Origin of the sequence: Flavobacterium endoglycinae, assembly GCF_017352115.1 — a bacterium.
Classification (GTDB): Bacteria; Bacteroidota; Bacteroidia; order Flavobacteriales; family Flavobacteriaceae; genus Flavobacterium; species Flavobacterium endoglycinae.
This window is the reverse complement of record NZ_CP071448.1, coordinates 1,107,701-1,133,802: the sequence shown is the minus strand read 5'-3', so window position 1 is coordinate 1,133,802 and position 26,102 is coordinate 1,107,701. Positions and strand designations below refer to the sequence as shown.

The window sequence follows — 26,102 nt, the reverse complement described above, 5'->3', positions numbered from 1 at the left end:
AAAAACCGGAAAATGCGCCAACATTTCCCGGTAGAGTATATGCGGTCAGTTAATTAACCAACCAACATTAAAAAACATTTTAAAAGTATGAAAAAACTCTTGAACAGAATCAGGTTTGATAAGCCTTTTTTGAAATTTGATTTGAAAATGAAATTGACTACATTATTTCTGTTAACTGCATTGACTGTAATGCATGCTGGAACCACTTATTCTCAAAAAAATAAGATTTCTTTTAATGCCAGCAATATGACCGTTGGCAAAGCGATTGAAAGACTTGAATATACTACGGATTACCGATTTGTTTACAACGTAAGATCTGTTGATTTGAACCGAATAATCGACGTAAATGCATACGAAACTTCAATCGAAGTTATTTTAAGCAAAATTTTTAATGATACCAGTACTGATTTTAAAGTATCTGGAAACCATATTATTCTGACGCCAAGAAAAATCTCTGCAGAAAAACCCGAAGAGAAAAAACCTGTGGCAGATTTTATCGTAAAAGGTAGAGTAACAGATGAAAAAGGAATGCCTTTGGTAGGAGCAGCAGTTGCTGACAACGGTTCTGGAAGAGGTGTAAATACCGATTTTAACGGTGAATATCAAATTATTGCAGTAAGCAGCGAAACTACTTTAGCGTTTTCTTATCTAGGATATGTAAGACAAGAAATAAAGGTAGAAGGAAGAAGCGTTATTAATGTTGTTTTAAAAGAAGACGTGCAGGAATTGGAAGGCTTAGTCTTGAAAACAGGTTATCAGGATATTACAGAAGAAAAAGCAACAGGATCTTTTTCTAGTTTAAAAGCAAAAGATTTTCAAGAACAGCGTTTAAATAGTTTAGATAAAATTTTAGAAGGACGTATTGTTGGATATCAAGATGGAAGAATTCGTGGAACCACCTCTATGAATGGCGTAACAGCACCTTTGTATGTTATTGATGGTTTTCCTGTTGAAAATACAAGATTAACTCCGTACAATACTATCGAAGAAAATCTTCCTAATCTTAACTTAGAAGATATTGAAACAATTACGGTTTTAAAAGATGCCGCGGCTTCGTCTATTTATGGTGCCCGCGCTGCAAATGGAGTGGTAGTCATTACAACCAAAAAAGCAAAAGCAGGAAAAACAAATATTTCTTTTTCAAGCAATTTAACGATAACGCCGTATCGAAATTACACCGGAAATCTTACGGATTCGGCTGATATTATTGGTTTAGAAAGAGGATGGGCAGAAGGAAATCCGAATTTGAAAACGGCTAATGCCTCAACTTATGCACAATCTTTATTAAATAATGCAGTATTTACAAGTTTAGGAATGCAGACTATTTTAAATGGTTATGCAGGAAAAACTTCAATGGCAGAAATGAATACCCGCTTGAATCAACTGGGTTCTCAAGGTTATAAATACTACGATGATGTGGCTAAATATGCAAAACGCGACCAGTATTTTATGCAGCACAATCTTAGTTTAGGTAAAGCAACTGGAACTAATGCTTTTAATGCATCGATTACTTACAAAGACAATCAGCTTGAAGACAGATATTCTGAAAATCAGTCGGTAGGAATTAATTTGAAAAACTCAACACAAATTAACAGCTGGCTGTCTCTGGATTTAGGAACTTATACCAATTTTGGAAAAGGAGATACGCAGAGTTATTTTGCTAATACTCCTATGTTTAAATATCAACCATACAATCAGCTTGTAAATAACGACGGAACCAACTTTGTTTCTACAGCGGCATCTCGCTACAATAATTTCACGCTTAATTCTATGCAGACTTATGGTCTTTATAGCATGGATATCACGCCAATGGATGAATTTAAAAGAAATCTTATTGAAAGCAAGAACTTCCTAAATAGAACCTTCGCCAAGTTTAATGTTAAATTTAGTAACGCCTTTACTTATAATGCCATGTTTCAGTACGAATTTGGTTCAGATCGTGCTAGTCAATTATTTGATAGAGACTCGTATTATGTAAGAAGCAAAGTAAATGGTATGGTCACAATTGCTAATAATAAAGCTGTTTACAATTTGCCTTATGGAGATATCATTAAAGAAACGAATCAGTATTCTAACGCTTATAATTTCCGTCAGCAGTTAAATTTCAATCAGACTTTTGCAGAGAAACATGACTTTTCTGCGATTGCAGGTATGGAAATTCGTCATTCTAAACAAGAATATAACGATAACACCCGGTATGGTTATGATGCACAGACTTTAGGTTTTGCTCCAATAAATCAAGCCGATTTACTAAAAGTATATGGAACAATTTTTAGCGGCTACATGTCACAAAATGAATTTTCATTAGAAAAAGAATTGCAAAACCGTTATGTTTCAGTTTATGGTACCGGAGGTTATACTTATGACAGAAGATATTCTCTTTCTGGAAGTGTTCGCTGGGATCGTTCAAACCTTTGGGGAACCGACAGCAAATACCAAAATAAACCAACTTGGTCTGCAGGAGCAGGATGGAACATCGATAAAGAATCATTTTTTGATGTTGCTTGGGTAGATGGTATTAAACTTCGTGCTTCTTATGGTATTGGCGGAAATATAGCCAAAGATTCTGCGCCGTATTTAACAGCGTATTACAATTCTAATTCAAATGTAGGAGGTAACCAAGGAACGGTAAGTAAAAGACCAAATCCAGAATTATCTTGGGAAAAAACAACTACTACAGACATTGGTTTAGATTTTTCATTCTTCAAAAGCAGATTAAGCGGAACTGTCGATTTGTATAATAAAAAAGGAGAAGATTTATTAGCAAACACACAAGGAATTCCAACAGAAGGCTGGGGATATTCTACTTACACCATAAACAATGGTGAAATGACCAACAAAGGTGTCGAAGTGAGTTTAAGAGGAACTATTGTCAAAACACCTTCATTCTCTTGGGATGCCTCAGTTTTGTATGCTTACAACAAAAACGAAGTAGATTATGTAAACGTAGAAGCACCTGCTTATTACCTGCAGCTGGATTATTCGCAAGCGTTTCCTAGAATAGGAAAAAGTTATAACACCATTTATGGTTACAAATGGGCAGGACTAAGTAATACAGGAGTTCCTCAAGTTTATGATGCATCAGGAACAGCAGTAAAATACAATCCAGGGCAAATAAATGCTATTAAAGATTTTGGTTCTACAGTTCCAATGCATAGCGGTTCTTTCCATACTTCTGCCAATTATAAAAACTTTTCGCTTTCAGCACTTTTCATTTACGAGTTAGGACATAAAGTTAGAAATACCTTTCTGCCTATGTTAAATAATAATTACAACGGTGCAATGGGAGGTTATGTTACAGATATTACAGTAGTAAACAATCATATTGCCGATAGATGGATGAAACCTGGAGACGAAGCCTTTACAAATGTGCCAAGAGCGGTTTATGAATATGAACCAGAATTTAATTCAGATTCCCGTACCATTTATTCGTATGCCGATGTTAATATTTTGGATGCTTCAAATGTGAGATTAAGTAACATTTCGCTAGCGTATCAAATGCCAAGTTCAATTATTAAGAAAGTAAAATTAGACGGAGTACGTTTCAATCTCAACGCCGAAAATGTCTACACATTTGCAAAAAGTAGAGATGCCAAATACATGCTGGGCGGTTTTATATCTCCAAGCTTTGTTTTTGGTGTAAATGTTAATTTCTAATTTATAATAACTAGACGATGAAAAATATATATAAAAAAATAGCGTGTTTATTAGCTTTAGGATTAACTTTTGCTTCTTGCGAAAATTATTTAGACGATGTCCCTAAAGGATTTAAATCACCTACGACATTAGCAGATTATGAAGCGTTTTTGCGTGACGAATACACCAATCATAGAGTTGACATTACAGGAGCTTCGCAACTATTAAACGACCAATATGTAACTATTGCCACTTTATCAAGTAATAGATTATACAATGCGCTTTATTTGTGGGATGAAAATGCAGACCGAATTGCATTGAAAGTCTCAGATGAAACAACGTACTATTCAGGTTACGCCGGGATTTCGACTTTTAATTTAATTATAGAAAATGCATTAAATACCACTAAAGCGACTGAAGCAGAAAAAAGAGTAGTTTGGGCAGAAGCAAAAATATTGCGCGCCATGAACTATTTTAATCTTGTTAATTTTTATGCCGATACGTATGTGGCTTCAACAGCTTCAACAAAACTATCAGTTCCTTTAATTACAAGTGCCAATATTAATGCACCAAGTAAGCAGGTCACAATTCAGGAAATGTATGATTTTATACTAAATGATGTTAAAGAAGCTTTACCTTATTTGTTGAAAGTTTCACAAACTCCTTTACACCCAAATTTAGGTGCAGGTTACGCATTTTATTCAAGAGTTTCTCTTCAAATGAATAACTACACAGAAGCTTTAAAATATGCCGATTTAGCCTTGGCAGAAAACAATAAATTGTACGACTGGATTGGATATTACAATACCAATAAAGCCATAATTGATGTACCAAATTCGTATACGACCACAACATCGCCAATGGGCTACAATTATGTAGAAAACTACACGTATCGTCATGGTACTTTTAATAGTTTAACAACAGAAAACAGTATTCCGATAGAGCGTGCACAACGTTTTGAAGCTGGAGATGCCCGTTTTATTTCTCGTTGGAAAATATATACTGTTGGAGCAGAAACCTATTACAGAAGAACCCTATCGGGAGCTTTCAACTTTGGTGGAATCACAACTGTTGAGGTTTATCTAATTAAAGCCGAATGTCTGGCTCGAGCAGGACAAATTAGCGAGGCATTAGCTGTTTTAAATACAGTTCGCAAAACTCGTATTCTTCCTTCATATTATCAAGACATTGCAACTACAGATAAAACAACTGCTTTAAACGCTATTTACAGAACAAAAAGGAATGAACTTATTAACACGCTGATTCCTTTTGCAGATGCACGTCGTTTAAATGCAGAAGGCATTTATAAAGTAAGTTTTACCAAAACGGTAAATGGAACTGCTTACACATTAAAATCAGATTCTCATTTATGGACAATGCCATTTCCACAAGGGGCAATAAAGAACCCAGGAAACGGAACAATCACACAAAATGTAGCCAAATAATAACTAAAAAGCTTCCTGATTAGAAACTCCGAAAGGGAAGCTTTTCTAAAAATATCAATCAAGAAATGAACTTCATTCAAAATAAAATAGTAGGATTTTGCCTTTGTTTGTTTATGGTTTCTATAAACGTTCAGGCACAAAAGAAAAAAAGCGCTTCAACAGCGGCTTCTTCATATACAATTGAAGGAAACATCACTGGTTTAGCTGACGGAACAACTGTAAAACTAATTCCAGGAGCAACACATTCTTCTGAACTGCCAGTTGCTGAAACGACATTAAAAGAGGGTAAATTTTCTTTCTCGGGAAAATTAAATGAACCTCGTTTTTTTTATGTTGTCTTTGGTAAAAGCAAAGGAAATATTTCTGTAATGGTCGAAAATTCAAAAATAAAAATAATAGCGGCTGGTACAGTTTCAGATCAGGAAAGTGAACGAATAACATTTAAAAACGTAACAATTACAGGTTCAAAATCACATGATTATTATAAAAAAGAAACTGCTTTTAAAGAAGATTTAGACAAAGATTACAAAGACTATCATGTTGGAATAGATGAATTGAGCAGCAAAGTAGGCAAAGCCAGAAAAGAAGGAAATAAAAAAACCTTAGACTCAATTTACAATACAGAACAATGGAAAGTATTTGAAGCAAAAGAAAAAGCATTTTTTACTAAAGTAGAAAAAACAACATTGGCTCTTATTGCAAAACATAAAGAAACATGGTGGGGACCATTTTTTATGATGACCAACTTCACCTATTTTACCCCGGATCAAAAACCATTGTACGATCAGTTTTCTGAAACGGCAAAGAAAAGTTACTACGGACAAATTTTAGATAAAGATTTGAATCCGAAATCCCTAATCGGAACAAGCATCGCCAATTTTACTTTAAAAGACAAAGACGGAAAATCATATGCCGCAAAAGACATTACAGCTGGAAAAAAATATATTTTGGTTGATTTCTGGGCTTCTTGGTGCGGTCCATGTCGAAAAGAAATTCCAAATCTTAAAACAGCATACTCAGCTTATTCAGAAAAAGGATTTGAAATTTTAAGTATTTCAATTGATAAAGACGAAAAAGCGTGGCAGAAAGCATTAGGACAAGAAAACATGCAGTGGCATAACCTTTTAGACGATGATAAAGTAAGTAAAGCGTTTAATGTAAAAGCAATTCCAGCAACCTATTTAGTTGATAATAATGGTGTAATTATCAGCGATAATTTAAGAGGTGCAGAATTGGAAGCGAAACTGAAAGAACTTATGAAATCTTAGATTTTAGTGGTCAGTGCTCAGTTTTTGAGTGTTCAGTGACAATATTAAATCAAACTTGACTTTAAAATTTTAAACACATAGAAACATACTTTTTTATGTGGTGGAAATAAAAAAGAGCTAAAGAGAGAAATTTATTTCTCACACATAGAAAAGCTATGTTTTTTAAAATAAGTGAAACGCCTTTTTTAAAGCTTGCGTAATCTATGATTCTATGTGTTTAAAAAAACATCGCAATCTAACAACAAAAAAAATATAACATGAAAAGTACCATTTTAAAATCCAGCCTATTCGCATTAACAATTGCGGCGGCATTTACTTCGTGTGAAAAGAAAGAAGGATATACTATCAACGGAAAAATTGCAGGATTAGATAAAGGAATCGTTTATCTAGAATATGCAGACGAAAAAGGCGATAAAAAAATTATTGATTCAGCCGAGGTAAAAGAAGGAACCTTTACTCTTAACGGAAAAACGGGCGAACCTTTATTCCATACGCTAAAAATTAAGGGGCAGGAATATGGAGCATATTTCCTTTTAGACAATGAAGACATTACAATCGAAGCAAAAAAAGATTCTGTTTTTAAAGCGAAAGTAACTGGAGCTACTCAAAACGGATTCTACAAATCATATTACGATAACGAATTCAAAAAAATACAAGCCATCGCGGGCCCGATTTACAAATTATCTGATTCGCTGACACAATCAGGAAAAGTAAAATTAACTCCAGAACAGCAAACCATGATGGATAAAAAATGGAAAGATCTTGGCGCTTTCGCGGATGATCTAACAGATAAATTCATCAGAAAAAACAAAGACAATTTAGGAGGAGCATTAGTAATTGAAGACCGAATTGTGTCTTACGGAACTCCAGAAAAAGTAAAAGAATATTACGGAATTTTATCTCCCGAAATTCAGAAATCATTTTACGGAAAAAAATTAAAAGCCTCAATCGATCTGAACGAAAAAACAGCAATTGGCGTTGCAGCGCCTGAATTTTCTCAAACTGACATAAACGGAAAAGTAGTAAAACTATCCGATTATAAAGGAAAATATGTTTTGGTGGATTTCTGGGCAAGCTGGTGCGGTCCATGCCGAAAAGAAAATCCAAACGTAGTCGTGGCTTATAAAACGTATCATGACAAAGGATTTGATGTTTTAGGAGTTTCTCTAGACGACAAAAAGAAACTTTGGGAAAAAGCAATCGAAAAAGATGGTTTAACCTGGACACATGTTTCTGATTTAAAAGGATGGCAGAATGAAGCAGCTCTTTTATACGGTGTAAAAATGGTTCCAACCAACTACTTAATTGGACCTGATGGAAAAATCTTAGCTAAAAACCTTAGAGAAGCGGAATTGCAATCTAAATTAAAAGAAATTTTCAGCAAATCATAAATCTAGTATTCGGTCACAGTCGCAGTTTCCAGTTAAACTGAGACTGAAAACTGCGACTGCGACTAAAAAAAATCTTTCAAAAAATGAAAAAATACATCTTTCTGGGCTATTGCTCATTAGCTTTCTGTGCCTTAATGTCAGCGCAAGAAAAATCAGTTAACTTTAAGAAAATAAAGGAATTAGGCGGAATCGAGGAATATTTGTATCAGCCAAACGGCATGAATGTTTTGCTGCTGCAGGACAACGCTTCGCCGGTGGCAACCGTACAAATTGTATATCGTGTAGGTTCTAAACATGAAGTGTTAGGAAACACAGGATCAACACACCTTTTGGAACATTTAATGTTTAAAGGAACTCCCACTTTCAACAAGAAAAATGGAAACACCATCACTGATGTTTTACAAAATACAGGAGCGCAGTTAAATGCCACAACTTGGTACGATCGTACAAATTATTTTGAAACACTGCCAAGTGATAAAATCGAACTGGCACTTCAAATCGAAGCCGATAGAATGCGTAATTCTTTATTACTAAAAGAAGATAAAGAAGCTGAAATGACGGTGGTTCGCAACGAATTTGAACGAGGCGAAAACAACCCGAACAGTTTATTAGATAAAGAAATCTGGGCTTCGGCTTATATTGCGCATCCGTATCATCATTCTACAATAGGCTGGAAATCGGATATTGAAAACGCGCCCATTGAAGTTTTAAAGAATTTTTACAATACTTATTACTGGCCGGATAATGCGACTTTAACCATAATTGGCGATTTCAAAAAAGACAATGTTTTTGAATTAATAGAAAAGTATTTCGGGAAGATTACAAAAGCGCCAAACGTTATGCCTCAGCCTTATACAGAAGAGCCCCAGCAATATGGCGCACGTAAAATTATCGTGAAAAAACCAGGAGAACTGGGTGTTGTAAGCAAAGCCTATAAAATTCCAGGTGCTTTACATGAAGACCTTCCAGCATTGAACATTTTGGCTCAGATTATTGGTGTTGGCCCTTCAGCAATTTTAAATAAAACTTTCGTAGACACCCGTTTAGGAATTTATTCGTATGCCAGTGCAACAAACTTTAAAGAAGTCGGGCTTTTTACAATTGGCGTTGGTTTTCCAACAGCTTCAAAACACGAAGATATAGATGCTAAAATCAGCGAAGTTGTAGCTAAAATTCAGAAAGAAGGTGTAACTCAAGATGAAGTAAATAGAGTTGTGGCCAAAATCAGTGCGCAGACTATTTTAGCACGTGATGGTTCTGGCGTAATTGCATCGGCATTAAATGAATCGATTGCGGCCGGCGACTGGACAGATTACATTACAGGAGTTGACCGATTGAAAAAAGTTACTCCAGCAGATGTCTTGCGCGTAGCAAATAAATATCTGGTTGAAGACCAGAGCACAACAGGATATTTTATTCCGAAACAAACTGGTTCTCAAAATAATGATTCAGCGAAAGCGAATAATTATAGACCAGAAAATGGTCCGTTTTATTACAGACATTCAGATGAAGCACAAATTCACGAAGAAGCACCATCTGCTTCATCTTTAGTAAAAGACGCAGCCACAGAAGTAATTTCTCCAGAAACTTTAAGCGGTAAATCGGCTTCGGCTTTTAAAAGAGAAAAAGTAGTGGGAATTGATGTGGTTTCGGTAAAAACTTCAGCAAAAGATTTCGTAACCGTTGCAGCAAGCATTTCGCTGGGAAATTATGCAAGCGAAACTAAAAATGACATTATTCCGGCGTTAACGGCAGCAATGCTGTCAAAAGGAACAACATTAAATGATAAATTCAAATTTTCAGAAAAACTGCAAAAATTAGGTGTAAACATAAACGTAAATGCCTCAACCTTTAAAATCAATATCGGATTTAAATGTTTGAAAAAAGACTTAGATCAGGTAATTACTTTATTGGCAGAAGAATTGAGAAATCCGTTGTTTGATGCCAAAGAATTTGAAAACTTAAAACAACAGTTTATTGGAAATACACAGCAGGATTTGAACGATCCGGGCGAAAGAGGAAGCATTGCATTGTCTCAGGCGATTTATCCGAAAGGAAACCCAAATTACAGTTTGAGCGTAGAAGACAATATTGCGAATATCAAAAATGCAGCTTTAGAGGAAGTAAAAGCTTTCCACAAAAAATATTTTGGAACAGCATCTATGCGTTTGGTAATTGTGGGCGACACTGATGGAGCTGATTTAAATGCTTCTCTAAAAAAATCATTCAAAAATTGGAATGGCGGTGTTACAGAAAAATTAAAATTTGAAGAAGCCTCAAAAGCAGCAGCAAAAACAGAAGTAATAACGATTCCAGAAAAACCAAGCGCAGAATTGTACATTGGGCAGTTTACCGGCTTAAAAAGAGCTGACGCCGATTACATTCCGTTTTATATTGGTAATTACACTTTAGGAGCAGGTTTCGCTGGACGTTTAATGCAGACTGTCCGCGATAATGATGGTTTAACCTATAGTATTTCTTCTGGTTTAGGAGGAAATATCGAAACCGGAGGATATTGGTTTGTAAATGCTTCTTTCAACCCAAATTTATTCCAAAAAGGTCTGGATGCCACAATGGTTCAGGTGGATAAATGGGTAAAAAACGGAATCACAGCTGAGGAATTAGAAAACAAGAAAACCAACTTAATCGGAAGTTTTAAAGTAGGAATGTCAACCACAAACGGAATGGCAAGAACGATTTTAAGTTTTATCGAAAGAGGTTTAGAGCCAAGTTATATCGACCAGTACCCGAAAGATATCGAAAAAGCAACTTTACAGCAGGTAAACGATGCGATTAAGAAATACATTCAATTGGATAAAATGATCATCATTAAAGCAGGTTCGCTTGATAAATAGTTTGCAGTCGCAGTCGCAGTTTTCAGATTTGAAAATTCAACTTTAAATTCAAAAATTAAACACATAGAAACATAGATTTTAATTTCCAAAAAATAATAAAAAGATCGAAAAGAGAAATTCATTTCTCACACATAGCCAGCTATGTTTATTTAAACAAATGAAATGCCTTTTTATAGATAAAGAAAAACTATGATTCTATGTGTTAAAAAAATCAGCGGTATAGACTGCAAACAGTGACTGTGACTGAAAACTGTAACTGAAAACTCAATTTTAATAGTCGTCTTTCATTATTTCATTTTAGAATCTGAATTAGTAAGCCATTTTCTGTGAAAGACCAAAAGAGCTGTTTTTGCCGACAGCTCTTTTTTTCCAAAAATCTAATCAAAAAACAATGAGAAATACCATAATTGCATTCCTGTTATTGATCTCAGTTTCCATGTTCGGACAAATGTATAATCCGGTAAAATGGTCAACCACTGTAGAGAAAATTTCAGAAAGAGAATATATTTTAAAAGCTAAGGCGAAAATACAATCGGGCTGGCATTTGTACGGACAATATATTGAAGAAGGCGGACCTTCGCCAACAGCTTTTTCGTTCAATAATCAGCCGAAAAAATTCGAATTAATTGGAAAAATAACCGAAGACAAAGGACACGAAACAGTCGATAAAATCTTCGATATGAAAATCAAATATTTTGAAGATAAAGCACTTTTTACCCAAAAAATCAAATTTACGTCAAACGAGATTGCGAACATTTCTGCAGCAGTAGATTTTATGGTTTGCGACGACAGTAATTGTTTGCCGCCATCTACAGAAGAATTGATTTTTAAAATTCCGAATGAGAAAAAAGCGGCTGCTGCGGAAGAAACCCCAATTGTAAAAACAGATTCTGTAACACCAGAAAAAACGGTTGTTCAACCTGACGAGAAAACTTCAGAAACAGCGTCTCATTTACCAAAGAAAACCGAATCGAGAGGATTACTGACGATTTTTATTGTAGCATTTTTATCTGGATTTGCAGCATTGTTAACGCCTTGCGTTTTTCCAATGATTCCGATGACGGTAAGTTATTTTACAAAACAGAGTAAAACCAAAGCGGCAGGAATTAGAAACGCCATGATTTACGGAATTTCTATCGTAATTATTTATGTTTTATTGGGCTCAATTGTAACGGCAGTTTTTGGTGCAGACTCGCTCAATGCACTTTCAACCAACGTTTGGTTCAACTTGATTTTCTTTGTTTTATTGGTTGTTTTTGCCTGTTCGTTTTTAGGAGCTTTCGAAATTGTATTACCAAGTTCGTTAGCCAACAAAGTCGATTCGCAAGCGGATAGAGGAGGATTGATTGGAATTTTCTTTATGGCTTTGGCTTTAGCCATTGTATCATTTTCTTGTACAGGACCAATCGTAGGAACTTTATTGGTGGAAGCGGCTTCAAAGGGCGGAATCGCTCCAATTGTTGGAATGTTAGGATTTTCGATTGCTATTGCATTACCATTTTCATTATTTGCAGCTTTTCCAGGCTGGTTAAATGCGTTGCCAAAATCAGGCGGATGGCTGAATACCGTAAAAGTAGTTTTAGGGTTTTTAGAATTGGCTCTCGCTTTCAAATTTTTATCAAATGCCGATTTAGTTCTGCAATTGCATTGGCTGGAAAGAGAAATTTTCCTTGCTATTTGGATTGCCGTCTTCGGAATGCTGGCTTTTTATTTATTCGGGAAAATTACGCTTCCGCATGATTCGCCTTTAAACCATATTTCAGTAGGAAGATTAAGTTTCGGACTGATCGTTTTAACTTTTACTATTTATTTAATTCCAGGTCTTTGGGGTGCACCTCTTAAATTAATCAGCGGATTTCCTCCGCCCATGCACTACAGCGAATCTCCAAACGGACTAGGGGTTTCGGGTAATTCTGAATTAAAAGTTACAGGTTCGCTGCCAGAAGGTGCAGAACACGGTCCGCAGAACATTATCACTTTCCATGATTATGATAAAGGAATGGAATATGCGAAAAAAGTTGGAAAACCAGTCCTATTAGATTTCACGGGATATGCCTGCGTAAACTGCCGAAAAATGGAAGAATTAGTTTGGTCAGATCCAAAAGTTCTAGGCGTTTTGAATAATGATGTCGTTTTAATTTCATTGTATGTTGATGATAAAAAAGAACTGCCTGAAAGCGAACAATATGTTTCTGAAACGACTGGCAAAAAAATCAAAACCATTGGAAACAAATGGAGCGATTTACAAATTAAAACGTATAAAGCTAATGCACAGCCATTTTATGTAATTGTAGATCATAAAAGTAATTCTTTAACAGAAACTTCAGCCTATAATCCTGATATAGAAGAATATTACAATTGGCTGCAGGGTGGAATTAAAAATTTTAAAAAGTAAAAATGCTTTAGCAAATGAATGAAATGGATACTATTTTGAAAACAAAACCCAGCGAACTCGAAAATTACTTTTCTGAATTCAGAGAAAATACAATTGGATTCAATCATAGTTTCGAATCGATTTACGGACCACAAAAAGTTCTATATGCAGATTGGATTGCCAGCGGAAGACTATATGTTCCTATCGAGGATATTATGCTTCGAAAAATAGGTCCTATGATTGCCAATACGCATTCATTTTCCAGCCAGACTGGAAAAGCTTCAACGTATGCATATCAATATGCTAGAGAATTGATTAAGAAACATGTAAATGCATCCGAAGCAGACTGTCTTGTTGCAGCTGGAACTGGAATGACAGCTGCCTTAAACAAATTACAGCGTATTATGGGACTACGTTCCAAAGACAACATTTACAATGTAAAATTGAATTTTGATGATGAAAGACCAGTAGTTTTTATTACACACATGGAACATCATTCTAATCAGGTTCCTTGGTACGAAACTATTGCTGATGTTGTGGTTTTACCCTGCGGAAAAGACAATCTAGTCGATCCAGAAATATTGGTACAGGAAATTAAAAAATACGAGAACAGAACGCTTAAAATAGGTTCCTTTACAGCTTGTTCGAATGTTACGGGAATTATTACACCGTATTATGAATTGGCTAAAATAATGCATCAAAATGGCGGTTATTGTTTTGTCGATTTTGCAGCTTCGGCACCATATGTTTCAATCGATATGCATCCAGAAAATCCCGAAGAACAATTGGATGCGATTTTCTTTTCGCCTCATAAATTTCTGGGCGGACCTGGAACATGCGGGATTTTAGTTTTCAATGAAAAACTATACAAGTCTCATTTTCCGGATAATCCAGGCGGAGGAAATGTAAAATGTACCAATCCGTGGGGCGGCTACCATTACAGTGATGCGATTGAGGTTAAAGAAGACGGTGGAACTCCGGGATTTCTGCAGGTTATGCGTACTGCATTGTGTCTGGAACTAAAAGATAAAATGAATGTTCAAAAAATGAAAAACAGAGAAAAAGAACTGTTGGATCTTTGTTTTGCTGAACTGCAAAAAATAAAAGGATTGACAATTCTGGGCGATTTAAAAACCGAAAGAATTGGCTGTGTTTCGTTTACCGTAGAGAATATTCACTATAATTTGATCGTAAGATTATTAAATGACCGTTTCGGAATTCAGGTGCGAGGCGGTTGGTCGTGTGCAAGTACATATGCTCATTATCTGTTCCATATTGATGAAAAAAAATCAAAAGAAATCACCAGTGGAATCCTTGAGAAAAATTTAACCGATAAACCCGGCTGGGTAAGAGTTTCACTTCATCCAACAATGAAAAATGAAGAACTTTTATTTATCTGTAAAGCTGTTGAACAAATCATTGTAAACATTGAAGAGTGGCAGGAAGACTATCAATACAACCCTGTAACTAATGAATTTAATCATCTTACATTAAGAGAAACTATTGAAGATGATGTAAAAGGTTGGTTTTCAATATAAATAACTATAAAGTCTGTAGGATTTAAAAACTGCAAATAAAAGTCTTTATAATTTCTCTGCGTAAGCGAATGCGTTTCTTGGATTGCGATCGCTTGCGCAGAGATTATGTGTTTTGAAAATCGATGCGAGTTTAATTTTTACTAGATTTTAATTATCAATATTTTGTTTCTTCAAACGTAAATATTTCTATGACTGTGCAGTAATATTATACTGTAAGCTTAAAAAAAACAAAGAGAATATCTGATTTTCAGTCGCTCTCTTTGTTTTTTTATTCAGTCACTTTTAGATGCTGAATTTGGTCATCAACAATATCAAAATGAAATTTTAATATAATTGGGCTTCCGGGAAAGGTGCCGGAACACTCTGCAGATAATACGCTCGTTGTGCCATTTTCAGTATATTCAAGAGGTTTCATCACTGACCTGTATTTTTGGTTGGATTCTTCAATCCAATTTTGGATATCTGATCTTCCTTTATGTGTTTTACCTTCATCAAAAACTACAGCGGTTTCAGAAAAACAATTGGAGTAGGCAATGCTGTCAAAACGATTCTGTGCATTCACTAAATCTGTTATTACTTTTGGTAAGTTCATGGTATTATTTTTTAAGATTATTAAATGGTTGGTACTGTTCCGCCATCGATTACAAATTCAGTACCTGTTAAATAACTGGCTCTTGGTGAAACAAGAAATCCAACTAATTCAGCTACTTCTTCAGGTTCGGCAGGTCTGCCGTAAGGTATTCCTCCCAATGCATTCATAACACTTTGTTGGGCTTCTTCTATAGTACTGTTTGCATTTCTTGCAATCTCTCCCAGCCAGTCTTTGGATGCGGTTGTATTTATCCATCCCGGTGAAACTGTCAGCACGCGAACACCTTTTGGAGTAACTTCATTTGATAAACTTTTACTGTAATTGATTAGTCCTGCTTTTGCAGCAGCATAAGGCAATGTAGAATCATACAGGGGCAGTTTTCCCTGAATTGAAGCTATGTGGATAATAACACCACTTTTTTTATCGATCATTTGTGGTAAGAATCCTCTGTCTAGTCGAACAGGAGCGAGCAAATTAGCCTGTAGAGTTGATTCCCAGTCTTCATCAGTCAATGTGCTGAAGCCGCCGGCAGGGGTTGCTGAAGAACCAAGATTGTTTACCAGAATATCGAGCCTTCCATACGACGATAGCACTTCGTTGATTACTTTTTCTGCTCCTTCTTTTGTACTTAAATCGGAAGGAATGAAATGTAATTTGCTGTTTTCTTTTTCGGATGCATTTCTAGCAGTAATAATTACTGTTGCACCTGCTTGCAGCAGTCTTTCTGCAATTGCTTTTCCAGTTCCTTTTGTACCTCCTGTTACTAAGGCAATTCTGCCTGATAATTCATTTTGATAGTCCATCTTATATCGTATTTTAAATTTCTTTGTACAAATCTCGGAAGTACGTTACTTCCTCACAAGTACGGAGTTACGATTCATATAGGGATAAATTATTCCCCTATTGCACAAATTGGGATATATATTAATTTTGCAATATGTATGAAAGAAAAACAATTCCAAACTTAAATTGCGGTCTAGATTTAATAGGTGAAGTATTGTACGGTAAATGGAAGATCCGTTTGCTTTGGTTTATTAATCAGGGACATAAAAGACCTAGTGAACTGCAGCGTAAAATACCAGATGCTTCCCGCAGGGTTTTAAATATTCAGCTGAAGGAATTAGAGGAACATGAACTTGTTTCAAAGATTATTTACCCTGTTGTGCCTCCTAAAGTCGAATACAGCTTGACAGATTTCGGCAAAACACTAATTCCTGTAATTTCAGCCATAGGAAATTGGGGTGATGAGCATGAAGAACGTTTACGATCACTGATTTTAAAACGTTTAGATTTAAATCCATGATCATTAAATTTGAGTTGTAGGTTGTAATAAGACTACAGCTTTAATTGAATGATTTTCTAAATTCTAAAGGAGAGAGGTTTGTTTTACTTTTAAAAAACTTGCTAAACGACTGCGAATGCTCAAATCCGAGATCAAATGCTATCTCGCTCACGGTAAGTCCAGATGTAGAAAGCTTTTCTTTAGCTTGCTCAAGTACCTTGATTTGTATGTGCTGCTGGGCAGTAAGTCCAGTAAGCTGCTTGAGCATACTGCTGAGATATTTGGGAGAAATATTAAGTTTTTGAGCAAGAAAATCAACAGATGGAATCCCGTTTAATACCTGTTGATTGCTAAGAAAGTAATTTTCCAGTAAATCCTCAACTCTTTCCAGTAATTTATGATTTGTGACTTTTCTTGTAATGAACTGCCTTTCGTAAAAACGTTCTGAATAATTCAACAGAGTTTCAAGGTTTGAAATAATAATATCCTGACTGAATTTGTCGATGTTAGAATGATATTCTTCTTTTATATTTTTTACAATGTCATTTATAACCGTTTCTTCTTTATCAGAAAGAAACAATGCTTCGCTGGTCGAATAACCAAAGTATTCATATTTTTTTATTTTTTTGGCTAGAGAGGTATTCCATAAAAAATCGGGATGTACAAAAAGCATCCATCCTTCAAGATTAGGCGGAACACCGCTTTCTTCACCACGCAAAACCTGTCCCGGAGATAAAAAAGCCATAAGCCCCTCGTCAAAGTCATATTTCTGCTGTCCATAATGTAGTCCGTCGCAGCCTCTTTTCATCGAAATTACATACATGTCGAAAATAACGGCATCAATACCAGTATCATTTCGGAGACCTTTTAGATCTACGATGCTAATTAGCGGATGATGGGGTTTTGGAAGCCCCATCAGCTGGTGTATCTCAGATATTGAGTTTATTCTATAAGGTTTGAAATTTGCCATAATGCAAGTTAAGTTATTTTTTGAAAGGATAATTAAGCCAAATCATAATTAATGGCATTACCAGAAACGGTATTTCGATCAATGCCATTTTATAATTGCCAGACTTTAAAGCCAAGGCCATAATGAGAACAATTGCAAAGGCATTGAATAAGTTGCCAATGAAAAATGTACGCGGAATCAATAACAGCGCTGTAATTAGGAGCATTAGGATTCCAAGGAAGGGTATAGCGGATTCACTAATTCCCAGGTTGGTCATTGCCTTCAGAGACTCAGAATTGTTTTTATAATTGAATGTGTCCCAAGAATGTTTTGTATTCAATACTACAGATACGATCAGCAGTAGCAACGAAATTATATTTTTAGCCATAGTTGTATTATTTTAGAATATAAGTGTTTATTATGTAACCCATTAGTATTGCAATCGGAACTCCGATTAAGCCGCTTGTTAATGCTCTGCGTGCTTTGTTTGGGTATTGGCTTCGGTGTCTAAAAAACAGAAAAAAGCCTATTGGAGGAACAGCGTTTGAAACGATGAACCAAAACTTCGATAAGGTGTCGTTAGTGTTTGTATTCATTATATTTATTTTACACGTTTCCATTTAAAAGTTTTTCCAAGCATTGGTACACCTTTATAGCCTCTGGTTTCTAATTCTTCAGCGGATTTAAGCTTGCCTTTCAGGCTGTAGGTATTACCATCTTGTATGCTATAAAGCTTTCCATTGACATATTCTCCGTCTTCAAACGCTAATTGGGTAATATGGGTAATTCCCTGCACTGAACGCGTTTTCAATTTTGCATCAGGATTTTTACTGTCTCTCTTAGGCGTTCTTCCATCGGCTTCAAACATGTCTTTTGACCATAAAAGCTTTGCCGAATAGGTGTTTCCTGATTTAAACACTTCTATTTTATAATCTTCGCATTGCCAAATACCTATAATTTTATCGGCAGGCAATTGGGCAGAGGATGTTACCGACACCAGTACTAGTATTGCTAAAACATATTTTTTCATTTTATGATTTTTTTTGTTGATAATTAAGTTGTTTGAATCTTTCAAATTCTCTGTGTCCGAAATTCATCAGTGCTTTAGGAATGATACGTCCTAAGAATTTGATGACCTTTACCAGCATCGGCATTATTTCAGGAGTATTTTTTTGCAGACCTCTAATTGCGGTCTGCACTACTTTGTCTGCATCCATCATCTGGCGTGGATTGGGCTGCAAAACCCAGTCATTTTGCAGATTAGTATTTACTCCCGGTGGAATAAATTCGAGCACTTTTACACTCGTTTTTTTTAATTGCATGCGTAATGCCATTGTAAAAGCGTGGAGACCAGCTTTCGATGCGCTGTAGACAGGTGCTGAAGAGTAAGCCATAAAGGCAATAGCAGAAGAAACATTAACAATCGCAGCGGATTGCTTTTTTATAAGATGTGGCAAAAACTGATATGTCATCTGGATACTACCCGAGAGATTGATGTCGATTTCGCGGGTAAGGTTTTCAAGACTTTTTGAAGTGTCCTGCATATCAATCAATCGCATTTCGCCGGCATTATTGATTATAATATTCAGATCAGGAAATTGCTGGGTAACAGATTTGTATAACTGTCTTATAGCTTCCGGACTGCTGACATCACTCTGAAAAACGTGTATTTTTGGAAAACGCCTTTTAGTGTCATTTAAAGCTTCTTGTTTGCGGCCTGTAACGATTATTGTCGACCCTTGTTCGGTAAGTTGTTTTACAAATTCCAAACCTATGCCGCTGGTTCCTCCTGTAATCAGGATGGTGCTGTTTTTTAAATCCATAGTACTAATATTTTGATATTACAAAGTTCACTGGTTACGTATAGATAGATGTAGCCCAAACGGATAATATTGTAGTCGTAGTTCGCCTGTTAAATGATTTTATATAGGGATAAGTTATTCTCCTATTGCACAGATTTGGATATGTATTAATTTTGCAATATTCAGGCAACAAAACGAAATTGTTGTCTTGATGTAACACTTAAATTCAAATTAATGACGTACAATAAACTCATCATTATTTTTTTTAATATCATTCTTATTAGTAAACTTTCTGCTCAGACAAATACTAATGCAGATTATTCTTTCTATCGCGATCGGATAGCTGTAGCACCAGAAAGTATTTTTGCCAAGTTTATTGAAACTGGAATGTCACCTGCCAATCATGTTTTGACAGAAACAGAACAGCGAAAAGTGGCAAACGCTTTTTCATTACTGCCTCCATTGCATCTGAAGATTCTTAAAGAGCATTTACAAAGCATTAGTTTTATGGACAATATGCCTAATACTGCTCTTACTTCCCCAGTTGAACAAGAAGCAGCGGCGGCTAATAAAAAATTCAATATTACTTTTCGAGCCGGGATTTTGAATGAAACCATATCAGAATGGGCTACCGTAAAAGAAAAATCTCTATATGATACTTCAGCCAGACCATCGCTTGAGTTACAAATCGATGCAGGAAATTTTGATGCTTTTGTGTACGTATTGTTGCATGAAGCTACTCATGTTGTAGATGCAGTACTAAAATTGACTCCGCATGCTGAAGAAACAGACTCTGTGATTAATCATACTGCCTATACTAGAAATATATGGCGTCTATATAATGTTCCTGAAGTGAGATATACAAAACCGGAATTGGAAAAAACACGTTTCAGAGGTGGGAAAGTTCAGCCAATTACATCAGCAAAGAATATCTACGATTCACTTAAGAAAACACCATTTGTATCGTTGTATGGAATGGCATCATGGCATGAGGATATAGCAGAATTAGTGACTATTTATCACCTTACCCATACATTAAACCAGCCTTTCGTGGTTTACATTAAAGAGAATGGTGAAATTCAGTCTAAGTTTGAACCCATGAAAAGCAGATTGGTAAAAAGAAGAATAAAATTATGCGCTCTTTTTTACGCTTAATTCAATGAGTACGTTATTATAAATTAAAAATCAGATGTGATTCTGTTTTATTATCATATTCTTGTTCTGATTTAATCAATTAATATTCTTTGTTCATGGTCATCCACAGAATTCACAAAAGATATTTTTGATTTTTTTCTTTAATAATCACAACCACATCTGCAATTGATTCATTTAGGTTAGTCAGATTATTTAATGCTGCTTAGATTTTGTTTTTGATTTTGGTCTTTGAAAATGCAGTAAAGATTTGGTTTGTAGGATATTGATGTGCCGTGCTTTATATTTTTGATTATTTTAGCAGATCAGCATATCAATTGTAGACAAATAATCTGTGCAAGTGGTGAAAAATAGCAATACCTATCATAAACTTCCTATTTTGGATGGTCTTGAACTGCTCAATGCGCAAAACAATACCGTTAGTTTTCCGTACCATACGCATGATACTTTTAATATTGCCTTAATCTTAAAGCATACTTTTGATACTAAACTGACAGATAAACACCTTCACGCACCGGCTGGAACCTTGTCTATTACCAATCCTTTTGAGGTACATGCAACACCATGCGACGGAAAAACCGGCAACTCATTTTTTACATTTTACGTTTCGCCGGACGTCCTAAAAATGATAAACCATAATCATGAGGTTTTCTTCGAGGAAAAAATTGTGTACGACCAAGAGCTTTTTCATGATTTTTACTTCCTTTCCCAAAATTTCAGCAGCATTGGGATTAATGCCGAAAAAGCCTTGCTGGCTCTGTTGGAAAAACTGATCCGGCTTTATGGCAAGAACCATAACTTTAAAAATTCAGAAATCAGTCTTTTTTCACGATTCATGGAAGATCGGGTAACGGAGAAATTTTCACTGGAAGAGACCGCAAAAAGCTTTGGACTTGATAAATATAAGTTTCTTAGGCTGTTCAAACACGAAACTGGTCTTACTCCCAATAATTATTTAATTTTAAAACGAATTGAAAAATCTAAAATCCTACTTACAGAAGGACTTGAGTTAGCAGATACCGCGATTGAAAGCGGATTTTACGACACAGCTCATTTCTGTAGGAAATTCAAGGAATTTACAGGTGTAACCCCGCTTCATTATAAAATTTCATAAGCATTAGAATGCTGCAATATCGTACAATAGAGTTTCACTTCAACATTGTATTTTTGGATATCCTAATTCTGAATTGAAATGAAAAAAAGATTTTTTCCAATATTTTTGGCACTATGCATGTGTACGTCTCTTACTGCCCAGAAGAAAAATGAGACTATTAAATTAAACAATCTTATTGATAATCTTGATATTGAAAGAAGCCAAGAACAGTCCTTTAAAATCAAACTTAAAGCCGACAGGTATTATACAATAAATGTACAGCAGCAGGGAATAGATCTTGTAGTTTCGATTAGTAACAAAGAAGGAAAATTAATGGCCGAAGTAGATTCGCCAAATGGGAAGAACGGGCCTGAGAAAATTTTGTTTTGTCCCGACAAAACTGATGAATTTGAAATTAAAATTAGACCGCTTGATGAACAATCAAATTCTCAATCTGGAAAATATAGCATTAAGGTGAAAGAAGTTCCCAATATGCTGGAAAAGATCCCAGTTAAAAACCTTCTTTCCGATTTTAATTTACTGCAGAATGCCTATTATGAAACCAGAGTCGGACTTTGGTACAATTCAAGGACACAATTTGACAGTATCTGTGATCTTCAGAAAAATAAAATAAAACGACCTATGGACGCTTTGGAGTTTTACAGAATTCTGGCACCGGTGGTTTCTTTTACCAAAGAAGGTCATTGTAACATCAAAGTTTCAGATGAAACTACCGCTTTTTTAAAACAAAATGGAACCTATCTGCCGTTTGGAATTAAAGTTTTAGATAAAAAAGTATTTGTTATTAATGATTACAAAAATTTCAAATTCAAAGGACTGCTTCTTTACAAAATAAATGATGAAACTATAGAAAGCATCATGAAAAAAATGCTTGACATAGAACCGGCTGACGGATTCAACATGACCAGTAAATACCGCTGGGTAGAAGGAGCATTTTCTAAATATTATGCAAGATATTTCCCTGCTTCAAAATTTGTTAAACTGGAACTTGTAAATCCAGATACCAACGAAAAAGTGGTTTATGAAAATGTACCTTCCTGCAGTTTTAAGGAGTTTACAGAACTGTATGAGGAAATTAAAAAACAGATTCCCAATTATACCTTCAATAAGCCATCTGATTTCTCAATTGATCCAACAACATCAACGGCTGTTATAACCGTCAACACGTTTAGTTTAGGAAGCTATAGTCTTAAACGACAAGGGTTTCAGACATTTCTTAAAAAAGCATTTGATAGTATTTCTTCTTATAAAATTAAACACCTGATTATTGATGTCAGAAAAAATGAAGGAGGCGAGCAGGGAATGGAAGACCATTTTTTATCTTATCTAATCAATGAAGAGTATAAAAAATATAAATATGTTGAAATTCCGGGATTTACCTATTCTTTTTTACAACACACAAATTACGCAGATCAAAAAGAAATTTTGAAAGAAGAATTAAAAGCAGATTTTTATTTGGCAACAGATGGCAGATATTTAAACAAAGAAGGGCATTATGTGGGTGAAAAACCGAATATAAAAAATTTTAAAGGAGATATCTATATCTTGATTTCAGGTCTCACTTTTTCTGGAGGATCAGAATTTGCAGCACTTGCAAAAAATTATACCAATGCAAAATTTATTGGTGAGGAGACTGGGGGAGGCTATTATGGAAATTCAAGCGGAAGTTTTCTAAATTTTACGCTTCCTAATTCAGCTATAACAGGCCGTATTCCCTTATGCAAATTTGTAATAGAACCTAAAGCAGATACAATTCCTTTCGGCCGAGGAGTACTGCCAGATTACGAAATACAGCCTTCCATCAGCGAATACCTGTCGGGTTATGACAAGCAAATGGAGTTTGCAAAAGAATTAATTTCCGCGAGGAAGTGAATCTCGCAGCTAATTGCATCTGAATTAGCTGCGATTCTGCCACAATTTTCTTTAATCTTTATTAGTTTTATTACTAATGATGAGCCGGCTTTTTAAGATGTTTGTAATCTAATACTCAGGCATTATGTTTCTGTTCGAGATCTTTAATGAAATCTACAGGAGATGTCCCTGTTATTTTTTTAAACGTTGTTGTAAATCTACTGTGGGAGGAGAACCCGCATAGATCAGCCAAGTAACTTATTTTATATTTTAGAAAGCTTGGATCGTTGCGCAGTCTCTCTACGATATAATTGATTCTAAGTTCACTAATGTAACCAGCAAAATCTTTCTCGGTATTTTTGTTGATGACATAAGAAAGATATCTGTGATTGATGCCAAGTTCTGCCGCAAGAGTCGTTAAAGATACTTCGCTGTTTAGGTAAAATTGCGCTTTTTCGGATTCTCTCAAGCTGTTTAGAATACTATTCTCTGTAGCCTCTGACATATACTCTTTTGAGTATTCCCTTTTTAACGCCGCATCTTTTTTTGCATTAGCCTTGCTCATGATAAGGCTTTTGAAGTTTTTATGATCTTGTCTTCTTCTATATGTGAAAAAAGCAATGGTCAGCACCACTATAGCAACAAAAACCGACGCCATAATAATAGCACTCTTTTTATACTGCGACTGCGTTTTGATATGATCTTTTCGTAGGGTTTTAATAAGGTCATCGGCAATTACTTTCCTGCTCTTTTCCTCGTCCTTGTGCAGTTTGAGATTCATCTCATTATAGGTGATGTATTTCCTGTTGTCAGTTTCTTTATAAAAGTCCATCAGGGCGCTGTACACTTCCTGTTTAAGGGTGAAAAAATTCGACTGGTCAGCAATTTTTTCCGCTTGTATGTAATACGACAACGCTTGATTGCGATCTCCTTTTTTAAAGTAAACATTCCCCAGTCCATTTAAGATGAATCCTTTCAGAGGGCTTTCTGCAGATTGGGATGCTGCGAGACTTTTGCGTCCTCTTTCATAATAGAACAACGCAGAATCGGCACTTTTCAGAGCCAGAAAATTTTTTCCGATCAGCTCATCATTTACCGCTGTCTGGAAGTTTACATCAATAGCGGCACCAGCTTTTTTAAACAGCAGGTTTCCATCTTTAAGCTGTGCTATGGCTTTGGAATAATTAAATTTTTCCATTTCATAATAGGCAATCTCCTGTGACAGGTTGCCTTGAAATTTATACCGCTCACCTGCATCCTTTATTTTCTTGCTGGCCTGTACAGCTTTGTTGAGATAAATCTTTCCTATGCTGAAGATTTCATTTTCTCTGTGCAGGGTTGACAGAAAACCATTGATTCTCGCCTGTTGGAAATAATTACGATCGGCTGCTGCAAGACTATCTGCTTTTTTGAGAACCAATACAGCTTCATTGCGCAGTCCATATTGTCGCAGAAGGGTGGCTTTAAGCATACTGGCTTTCATCCGTTCAGTGTTATTCAGTGAGATTTTATATAAATAATCTGTATTGCTGAGTGCTTTTTTAGGATTAGAGCTTAACAGAACCTGTGCAGTTTCAGCAAAAAGCTTATCATATTTAGAGTTTTGTGCGTAGCTGTACCGGCAGAATATAAATAGGAGGACAGATAAAAGAATAGATCTTAGGTGCATATAGATAAATTAATGGTAATGGATTAGGATAACTGCGAATAGAGATAAAGCTTGTTGAAGCTTTCAGGCGCAATATTACAAAATAAAATGGCGGGCTAAAATAATTAAATTCTTGAAAAGTGCTGCGATGTTGCATTTAGTAACAAGATTAAGTGCCTGCGTTATAAATAATGTAGGAATATTGTGAATGTTTTGAGGATCTTTTTTAGGAAGTAATATTGAAAAAACAGATTAGATTTTACCTGAATGCCTTTGCAGGTTGGTGTAAATTCATTTAAAAGCAGTTTTAAAATATGTCGTATTTCTGGTAAGCTTTTTCTACGTCTTTTTTTAAAGTGTTGTTTTTCATTCTCTTATGTCTTTTGTGAGAAAAAAAAGCTTTCATTTTTGCGCTATAGTGAAAGTATAAACGTTTCTGACGCGCTATGTATGGGGTATTTTCGCTGTCGATTAGCAAACAGCTCAATTAATTAATTTTTTTAACGACCATGATTAAATATCCAACATCTTTTAGAAAAGAACAACTGTTATTTTACCTGCTTCTATACAGTTTACTTCATTCTTACCGATCGGTAGCTCAGAGTAACAGTCCTGATTTACTACGGCAATTTTACAAGACAATTTCTTTTGGAGAAAAAATTGATTTTGGAAACATTGATGAATCCGTAACCTGGACAGTAAGCAATTCCCAAAATAATATTTATGCAACATTACGCGGAAAAGAGATTAATAATTACACTTTTGAACAGACAGGAGACTATGATATTAACTTTCAAGAAAATAAAAAACATGATGAAAGCTGTCATCATCCGTCTTTTCAAGAAAGATTTAAAGTAAAGGTTACGCCTGTTAAAATGTCTTTTAATTTCTCAAAAATAAATTTTTCAGAAAAGATTTTGCGTGGCAGAAATTATTCTGATCTAATCATTTCAGTTCCTGTAAAGATAAGCTCGAAAGACAATTCTATAAAACTGATACCGTCTCCTGAACTAACAATTGCTGGATTAGGAGTTTCGCTCACTGCCGAGCCTCTAGATAAGCAGATAGTTATGGGCAGTGAAACTCAGATATTGAAATACAGAGTATCGGGAGTTGTCAATCAGGAAACCTACCTGATGTTTGATTTTTATGATTTTAATAATCAAGTGCAGACCTACAATCTTCCTCAGTTAATTAAATAACCA

The 26,102-nt window shown here is 35.3% G+C and carries 20 protein-coding genes; 12 read left to right on the top strand and 8 right to left on the bottom strand.

Translation table 11 applies throughout. The features are described 5' to 3' along the window. Positions 1-87 precede the first annotated feature (87 nt). The 7 genes from J0383_RS04935 to J0383_RS04905 all read left to right on the top strand — a co-directional run bounded on the left by J0383_RS04935 (position 88) and on the right by J0383_RS04905 (position 14,507). Positions 88-3,657 carry a SusC/RagA family TonB-linked outer membrane protein gene (locus J0383_RS04935; protein WP_207297332.1) on the top strand — a complete coding sequence of 1,190 codons (3,570 nt, stop codon included), beginning with the start codon at positions 88-90 and terminating at the stop codon, positions 3,655-3,657. A gap of 17 nt (positions 3,658-3,674) precedes the next feature. Further along, positions 3,675-5,081 (top strand): RagB/SusD family nutrient uptake outer membrane protein, encoded by a 1,407-nt coding sequence (locus J0383_RS04930; protein ID WP_207297331.1) that lies wholly within the window; start codon positions 3,675-3,677, stop codon positions 5,079-5,081. Positions 5,082-5,146: 65 nt separating this feature from the next. Beyond that, complete coding sequence (locus J0383_RS04925) at positions 5,147-6,349, top strand: TlpA disulfide reductase family protein (protein WP_207297330.1); 1,203 nt, start codon at positions 5,147-5,149, stop codon at positions 6,347-6,349. 257 nt (positions 6,350-6,606) lie between these two features. Then, positions 6,607-7,740 (top strand): TlpA disulfide reductase family protein, encoded by a 1,134-nt coding sequence (locus J0383_RS04920; protein WP_207297329.1) that lies wholly within the window; start codon positions 6,607-6,609, stop codon positions 7,738-7,740. An 83-nt stretch (positions 7,741-7,823) separates the two neighbouring features. Beyond that, positions 7,824-10,595 carry a M16 family metallopeptidase gene (locus tag J0383_RS04915; protein WP_207297328.1) on the top strand — a complete coding sequence of 924 codons (2,772 nt, stop codon included), beginning with the start codon at positions 7,824-7,826 and terminating at the stop codon, positions 10,593-10,595. A 391-nt stretch (positions 10,596-10,986) separates the two neighbouring features. Further along, positions 10,987-12,990, top strand: a complete 2,004-nt coding sequence (locus J0383_RS04910; RefSeq protein ID WP_207297327.1) for a protein-disulfide reductase DsbD family protein — start codon at positions 10,987-10,989, stop codon at positions 12,988-12,990. A 23-nt stretch (positions 12,991-13,013) separates the two neighbouring features. Then, positions 13,014-14,507, top strand: coding sequence for an aminotransferase class V-fold PLP-dependent enzyme (locus J0383_RS04905; RefSeq protein WP_449536197.1), 1,494 nt, complete (start codon positions 13,014-13,016; stop codon positions 14,505-14,507). A 268-nt stretch (positions 14,508-14,775) separates the two neighbouring features. On the opposite strand, the gene J0383_RS04900 is transcribed toward J0383_RS04905, so the two are convergent. Then, positions 14,776-15,099 (bottom strand): nuclear transport factor 2 family protein, encoded by a 324-nt coding sequence (locus tag J0383_RS04900; protein ID WP_207297325.1) that lies wholly within the window; start codon positions 15,097-15,099, stop codon positions 14,776-14,778. 20 nt (positions 15,100-15,119) lie between these two features. Then, complete coding sequence (locus J0383_RS04895; RefSeq protein ID WP_207297324.1) at positions 15,120-15,902, bottom strand: SDR family oxidoreductase; 783 nt, start codon at positions 15,900-15,902, stop codon at positions 15,120-15,122. 134 nt (positions 15,903-16,036) lie between these two features. Here J0383_RS04895 and J0383_RS04890 point away from each other — a divergent pair, with 134 nt between their 5' ends. Further along, positions 16,037-16,402 carry a winged helix-turn-helix transcriptional regulator gene (locus tag J0383_RS04890; protein WP_207297323.1) on the top strand — a complete coding sequence of 122 codons (366 nt, stop codon included), beginning with the start codon at positions 16,037-16,039 and terminating at the stop codon, positions 16,400-16,402. Between the two features lie 40 nt (positions 16,403-16,442). On the opposite strand, the gene J0383_RS04885 is transcribed toward J0383_RS04890, so the two are convergent. Genes J0383_RS04885 through J0383_RS04865 form a run of 5 tightly spaced genes read right to left on the bottom strand, consistent with a single transcriptional unit; the run spans position 16,443 to position 19,153 of the window. Next, positions 16,443-17,351 (bottom strand): helix-turn-helix domain-containing protein, encoded by a 909-nt coding sequence (locus J0383_RS04885; protein WP_207297322.1) that lies wholly within the window; start codon positions 17,349-17,351, stop codon positions 16,443-16,445. Between the two features lie 13 nt (positions 17,352-17,364). Further along, positions 17,365-17,718 carry a hypothetical protein gene (locus tag J0383_RS04880; RefSeq protein WP_207297321.1) on the bottom strand — a complete coding sequence of 118 codons (354 nt, stop codon included), beginning with the start codon at positions 17,716-17,718 and terminating at the stop codon, positions 17,365-17,367. Positions 17,719-17,725: 7 nt separating this feature from the next. Next, positions 17,726-17,926, bottom strand: a complete 201-nt coding sequence (locus tag J0383_RS04875) for a hypothetical protein (RefSeq protein WP_207297320.1) — start codon at positions 17,924-17,926, stop codon at positions 17,726-17,728. A 5-nt stretch (positions 17,927-17,931) separates the two neighbouring features. Beyond that, the gene (locus J0383_RS04870) at positions 17,932-18,360 is read right to left on the bottom strand and encodes a DUF2147 domain-containing protein (protein WP_207297319.1); all 429 of its coding nucleotides are present in this window, start codon (positions 18,358-18,360) and stop codon (positions 17,932-17,934) included. 1 nt (position 18,361) lies between these two features. Then, on the bottom strand, positions 18,362-19,153 hold the full coding sequence (locus J0383_RS04865; protein ID WP_207297318.1) for an SDR family oxidoreductase: 792 nt from the start codon (positions 19,151-19,153) through the stop codon (positions 18,362-18,364). Between the two features lie 213 nt (positions 19,154-19,366). On the opposite strand from J0383_RS04865, the gene J0383_RS04860 reads away from it, so the two are divergent. From J0383_RS04860 to J0383_RS04850, 3 genes are all read left to right on the top strand, one after another. Continuing rightward, a complete protein-coding gene (locus tag J0383_RS04860; RefSeq protein WP_207297317.1) occupies positions 19,367-20,287 on the top strand; it encodes a hypothetical protein in 921 nt (306 codons plus the stop codon). Positions 20,288-20,627: 340 nt separating this feature from the next. Beyond that, positions 20,628-21,398: a helix-turn-helix domain-containing protein gene (locus J0383_RS04855; protein ID WP_239023240.1), complete on the top strand. Its 771-nt coding sequence runs from the start codon at positions 20,628-20,630 to the stop codon at positions 21,396-21,398. 78 nt (positions 21,399-21,476) lie between these two features. After that, positions 21,477-23,270, top strand: coding sequence for a S41 family peptidase (locus tag J0383_RS04850; RefSeq protein WP_207297315.1), 1,794 nt, complete (start codon positions 21,477-21,479; stop codon positions 23,268-23,270). Positions 23,271-23,385: 115 nt separating this feature from the next. Here the strand turns inward: J0383_RS04850 and J0383_RS04845 are convergent, their stop codons facing one another. Beyond that, entirely contained in the window at positions 23,386-24,918 is a 1,533-nt protein-coding gene (locus J0383_RS04845; RefSeq protein ID WP_207297314.1) for a helix-turn-helix domain-containing protein, read from the bottom strand. 488 nt (positions 24,919-25,406) lie between these two features. Here J0383_RS04845 and J0383_RS04840 point away from each other — a divergent pair, with 488 nt between their 5' ends. Then, entirely contained in the window at positions 25,407-26,099 is a 693-nt protein-coding gene (locus J0383_RS04840) for a hypothetical protein (RefSeq protein WP_207297313.1), read from the top strand. Positions 26,100-26,102 lie beyond the last annotated feature (3 nt).

Bases quoted from the DNA above. Each gene is read 5' to 3' on its own strand.
- J0383_RS04935 (WP_207297332.1), top strand. From the start codon at position 88: ATGAAAAAACTCTTGAACAGAATCAGGTTTGATAAGCCTTTTTTGAAA.
- J0383_RS04930 (WP_207297331.1), top strand. From the start codon at position 3,675: ATGAAAAATATATATAAAAAAATAGCGTGTTTATTAGCTTTAGGATTA.
- J0383_RS04925 (WP_207297330.1), top strand. From the start codon at position 5,147: ATGAACTTCATTCAAAATAAAATAGTAGGATTTTGCCTTTGTTTGTTT.
- J0383_RS04920 (WP_207297329.1), top strand. From the start codon at position 6,607: ATGAAAAGTACCATTTTAAAATCCAGCCTATTCGCATTAACAATTGCG.
- J0383_RS04915 (WP_207297328.1), top strand. From the start codon at position 7,824: ATGAAAAAATACATCTTTCTGGGCTATTGCTCATTAGCTTTCTGTGCC.
- J0383_RS04910 (WP_207297327.1), top strand. From the start codon at position 10,987: ATGAGAAATACCATAATTGCATTCCTGTTATTGATCTCAGTTTCCATG.
- J0383_RS04905 (WP_449536197.1), top strand. From the start codon at position 13,014: ATGGATACTATTTTGAAAACAAAACCCAGCGAACTCGAAAATTACTTT.
- J0383_RS04900 (WP_207297325.1), bottom strand. From the start codon at position 15,099: ATGAACTTACCAAAAGTAATAACAGATTTAGTGAATGCACAGAATCGT.
- J0383_RS04895 (WP_207297324.1), bottom strand. From the start codon at position 15,902: ATGGACTATCAAAATGAATTATCAGGCAGAATTGCCTTAGTAACAGGA.
- J0383_RS04890 (WP_207297323.1), top strand. From the start codon at position 16,037: ATGTATGAAAGAAAAACAATTCCAAACTTAAATTGCGGTCTAGATTTA.
- J0383_RS04885 (WP_207297322.1), bottom strand. From the start codon at position 17,351: ATGGCAAATTTCAAACCTTATAGAATAAACTCAATATCTGAGATACAC.
- J0383_RS04880 (WP_207297321.1), bottom strand. From the start codon at position 17,718: ATGGCTAAAAATATAATTTCGTTGCTACTGCTGATCGTATCTGTAGTA.
- J0383_RS04875 (WP_207297320.1), bottom strand. From the start codon at position 17,926: ATGAATACAAACACTAACGACACCTTATCGAAGTTTTGGTTCATCGTT.
- J0383_RS04870 (WP_207297319.1), bottom strand. From the start codon at position 18,360: ATGAAAAAATATGTTTTAGCAATACTAGTACTGGTGTCGGTAACATCC.
- J0383_RS04865 (WP_207297318.1), bottom strand. From the start codon at position 19,153: ATGGATTTAAAAAACAGCACCATCCTGATTACAGGAGGAACCAGCGGC.
- J0383_RS04860 (WP_207297317.1), top strand. From the start codon at position 19,367: ATGACGTACAATAAACTCATCATTATTTTTTTTAATATCATTCTTATT.
- J0383_RS04850 (WP_207297315.1), top strand. From the start codon at position 21,477: ATGAAAAAAAGATTTTTTCCAATATTTTTGGCACTATGCATGTGTACG.
- J0383_RS04845 (WP_207297314.1), bottom strand. From the start codon at position 24,918: ATGCACCTAAGATCTATTCTTTTATCTGTCCTCCTATTTATATTCTGC.
- J0383_RS04840 (WP_207297313.1), top strand. From the start codon at position 25,407: ATGATTAAATATCCAACATCTTTTAGAAAAGAACAACTGTTATTTTAC.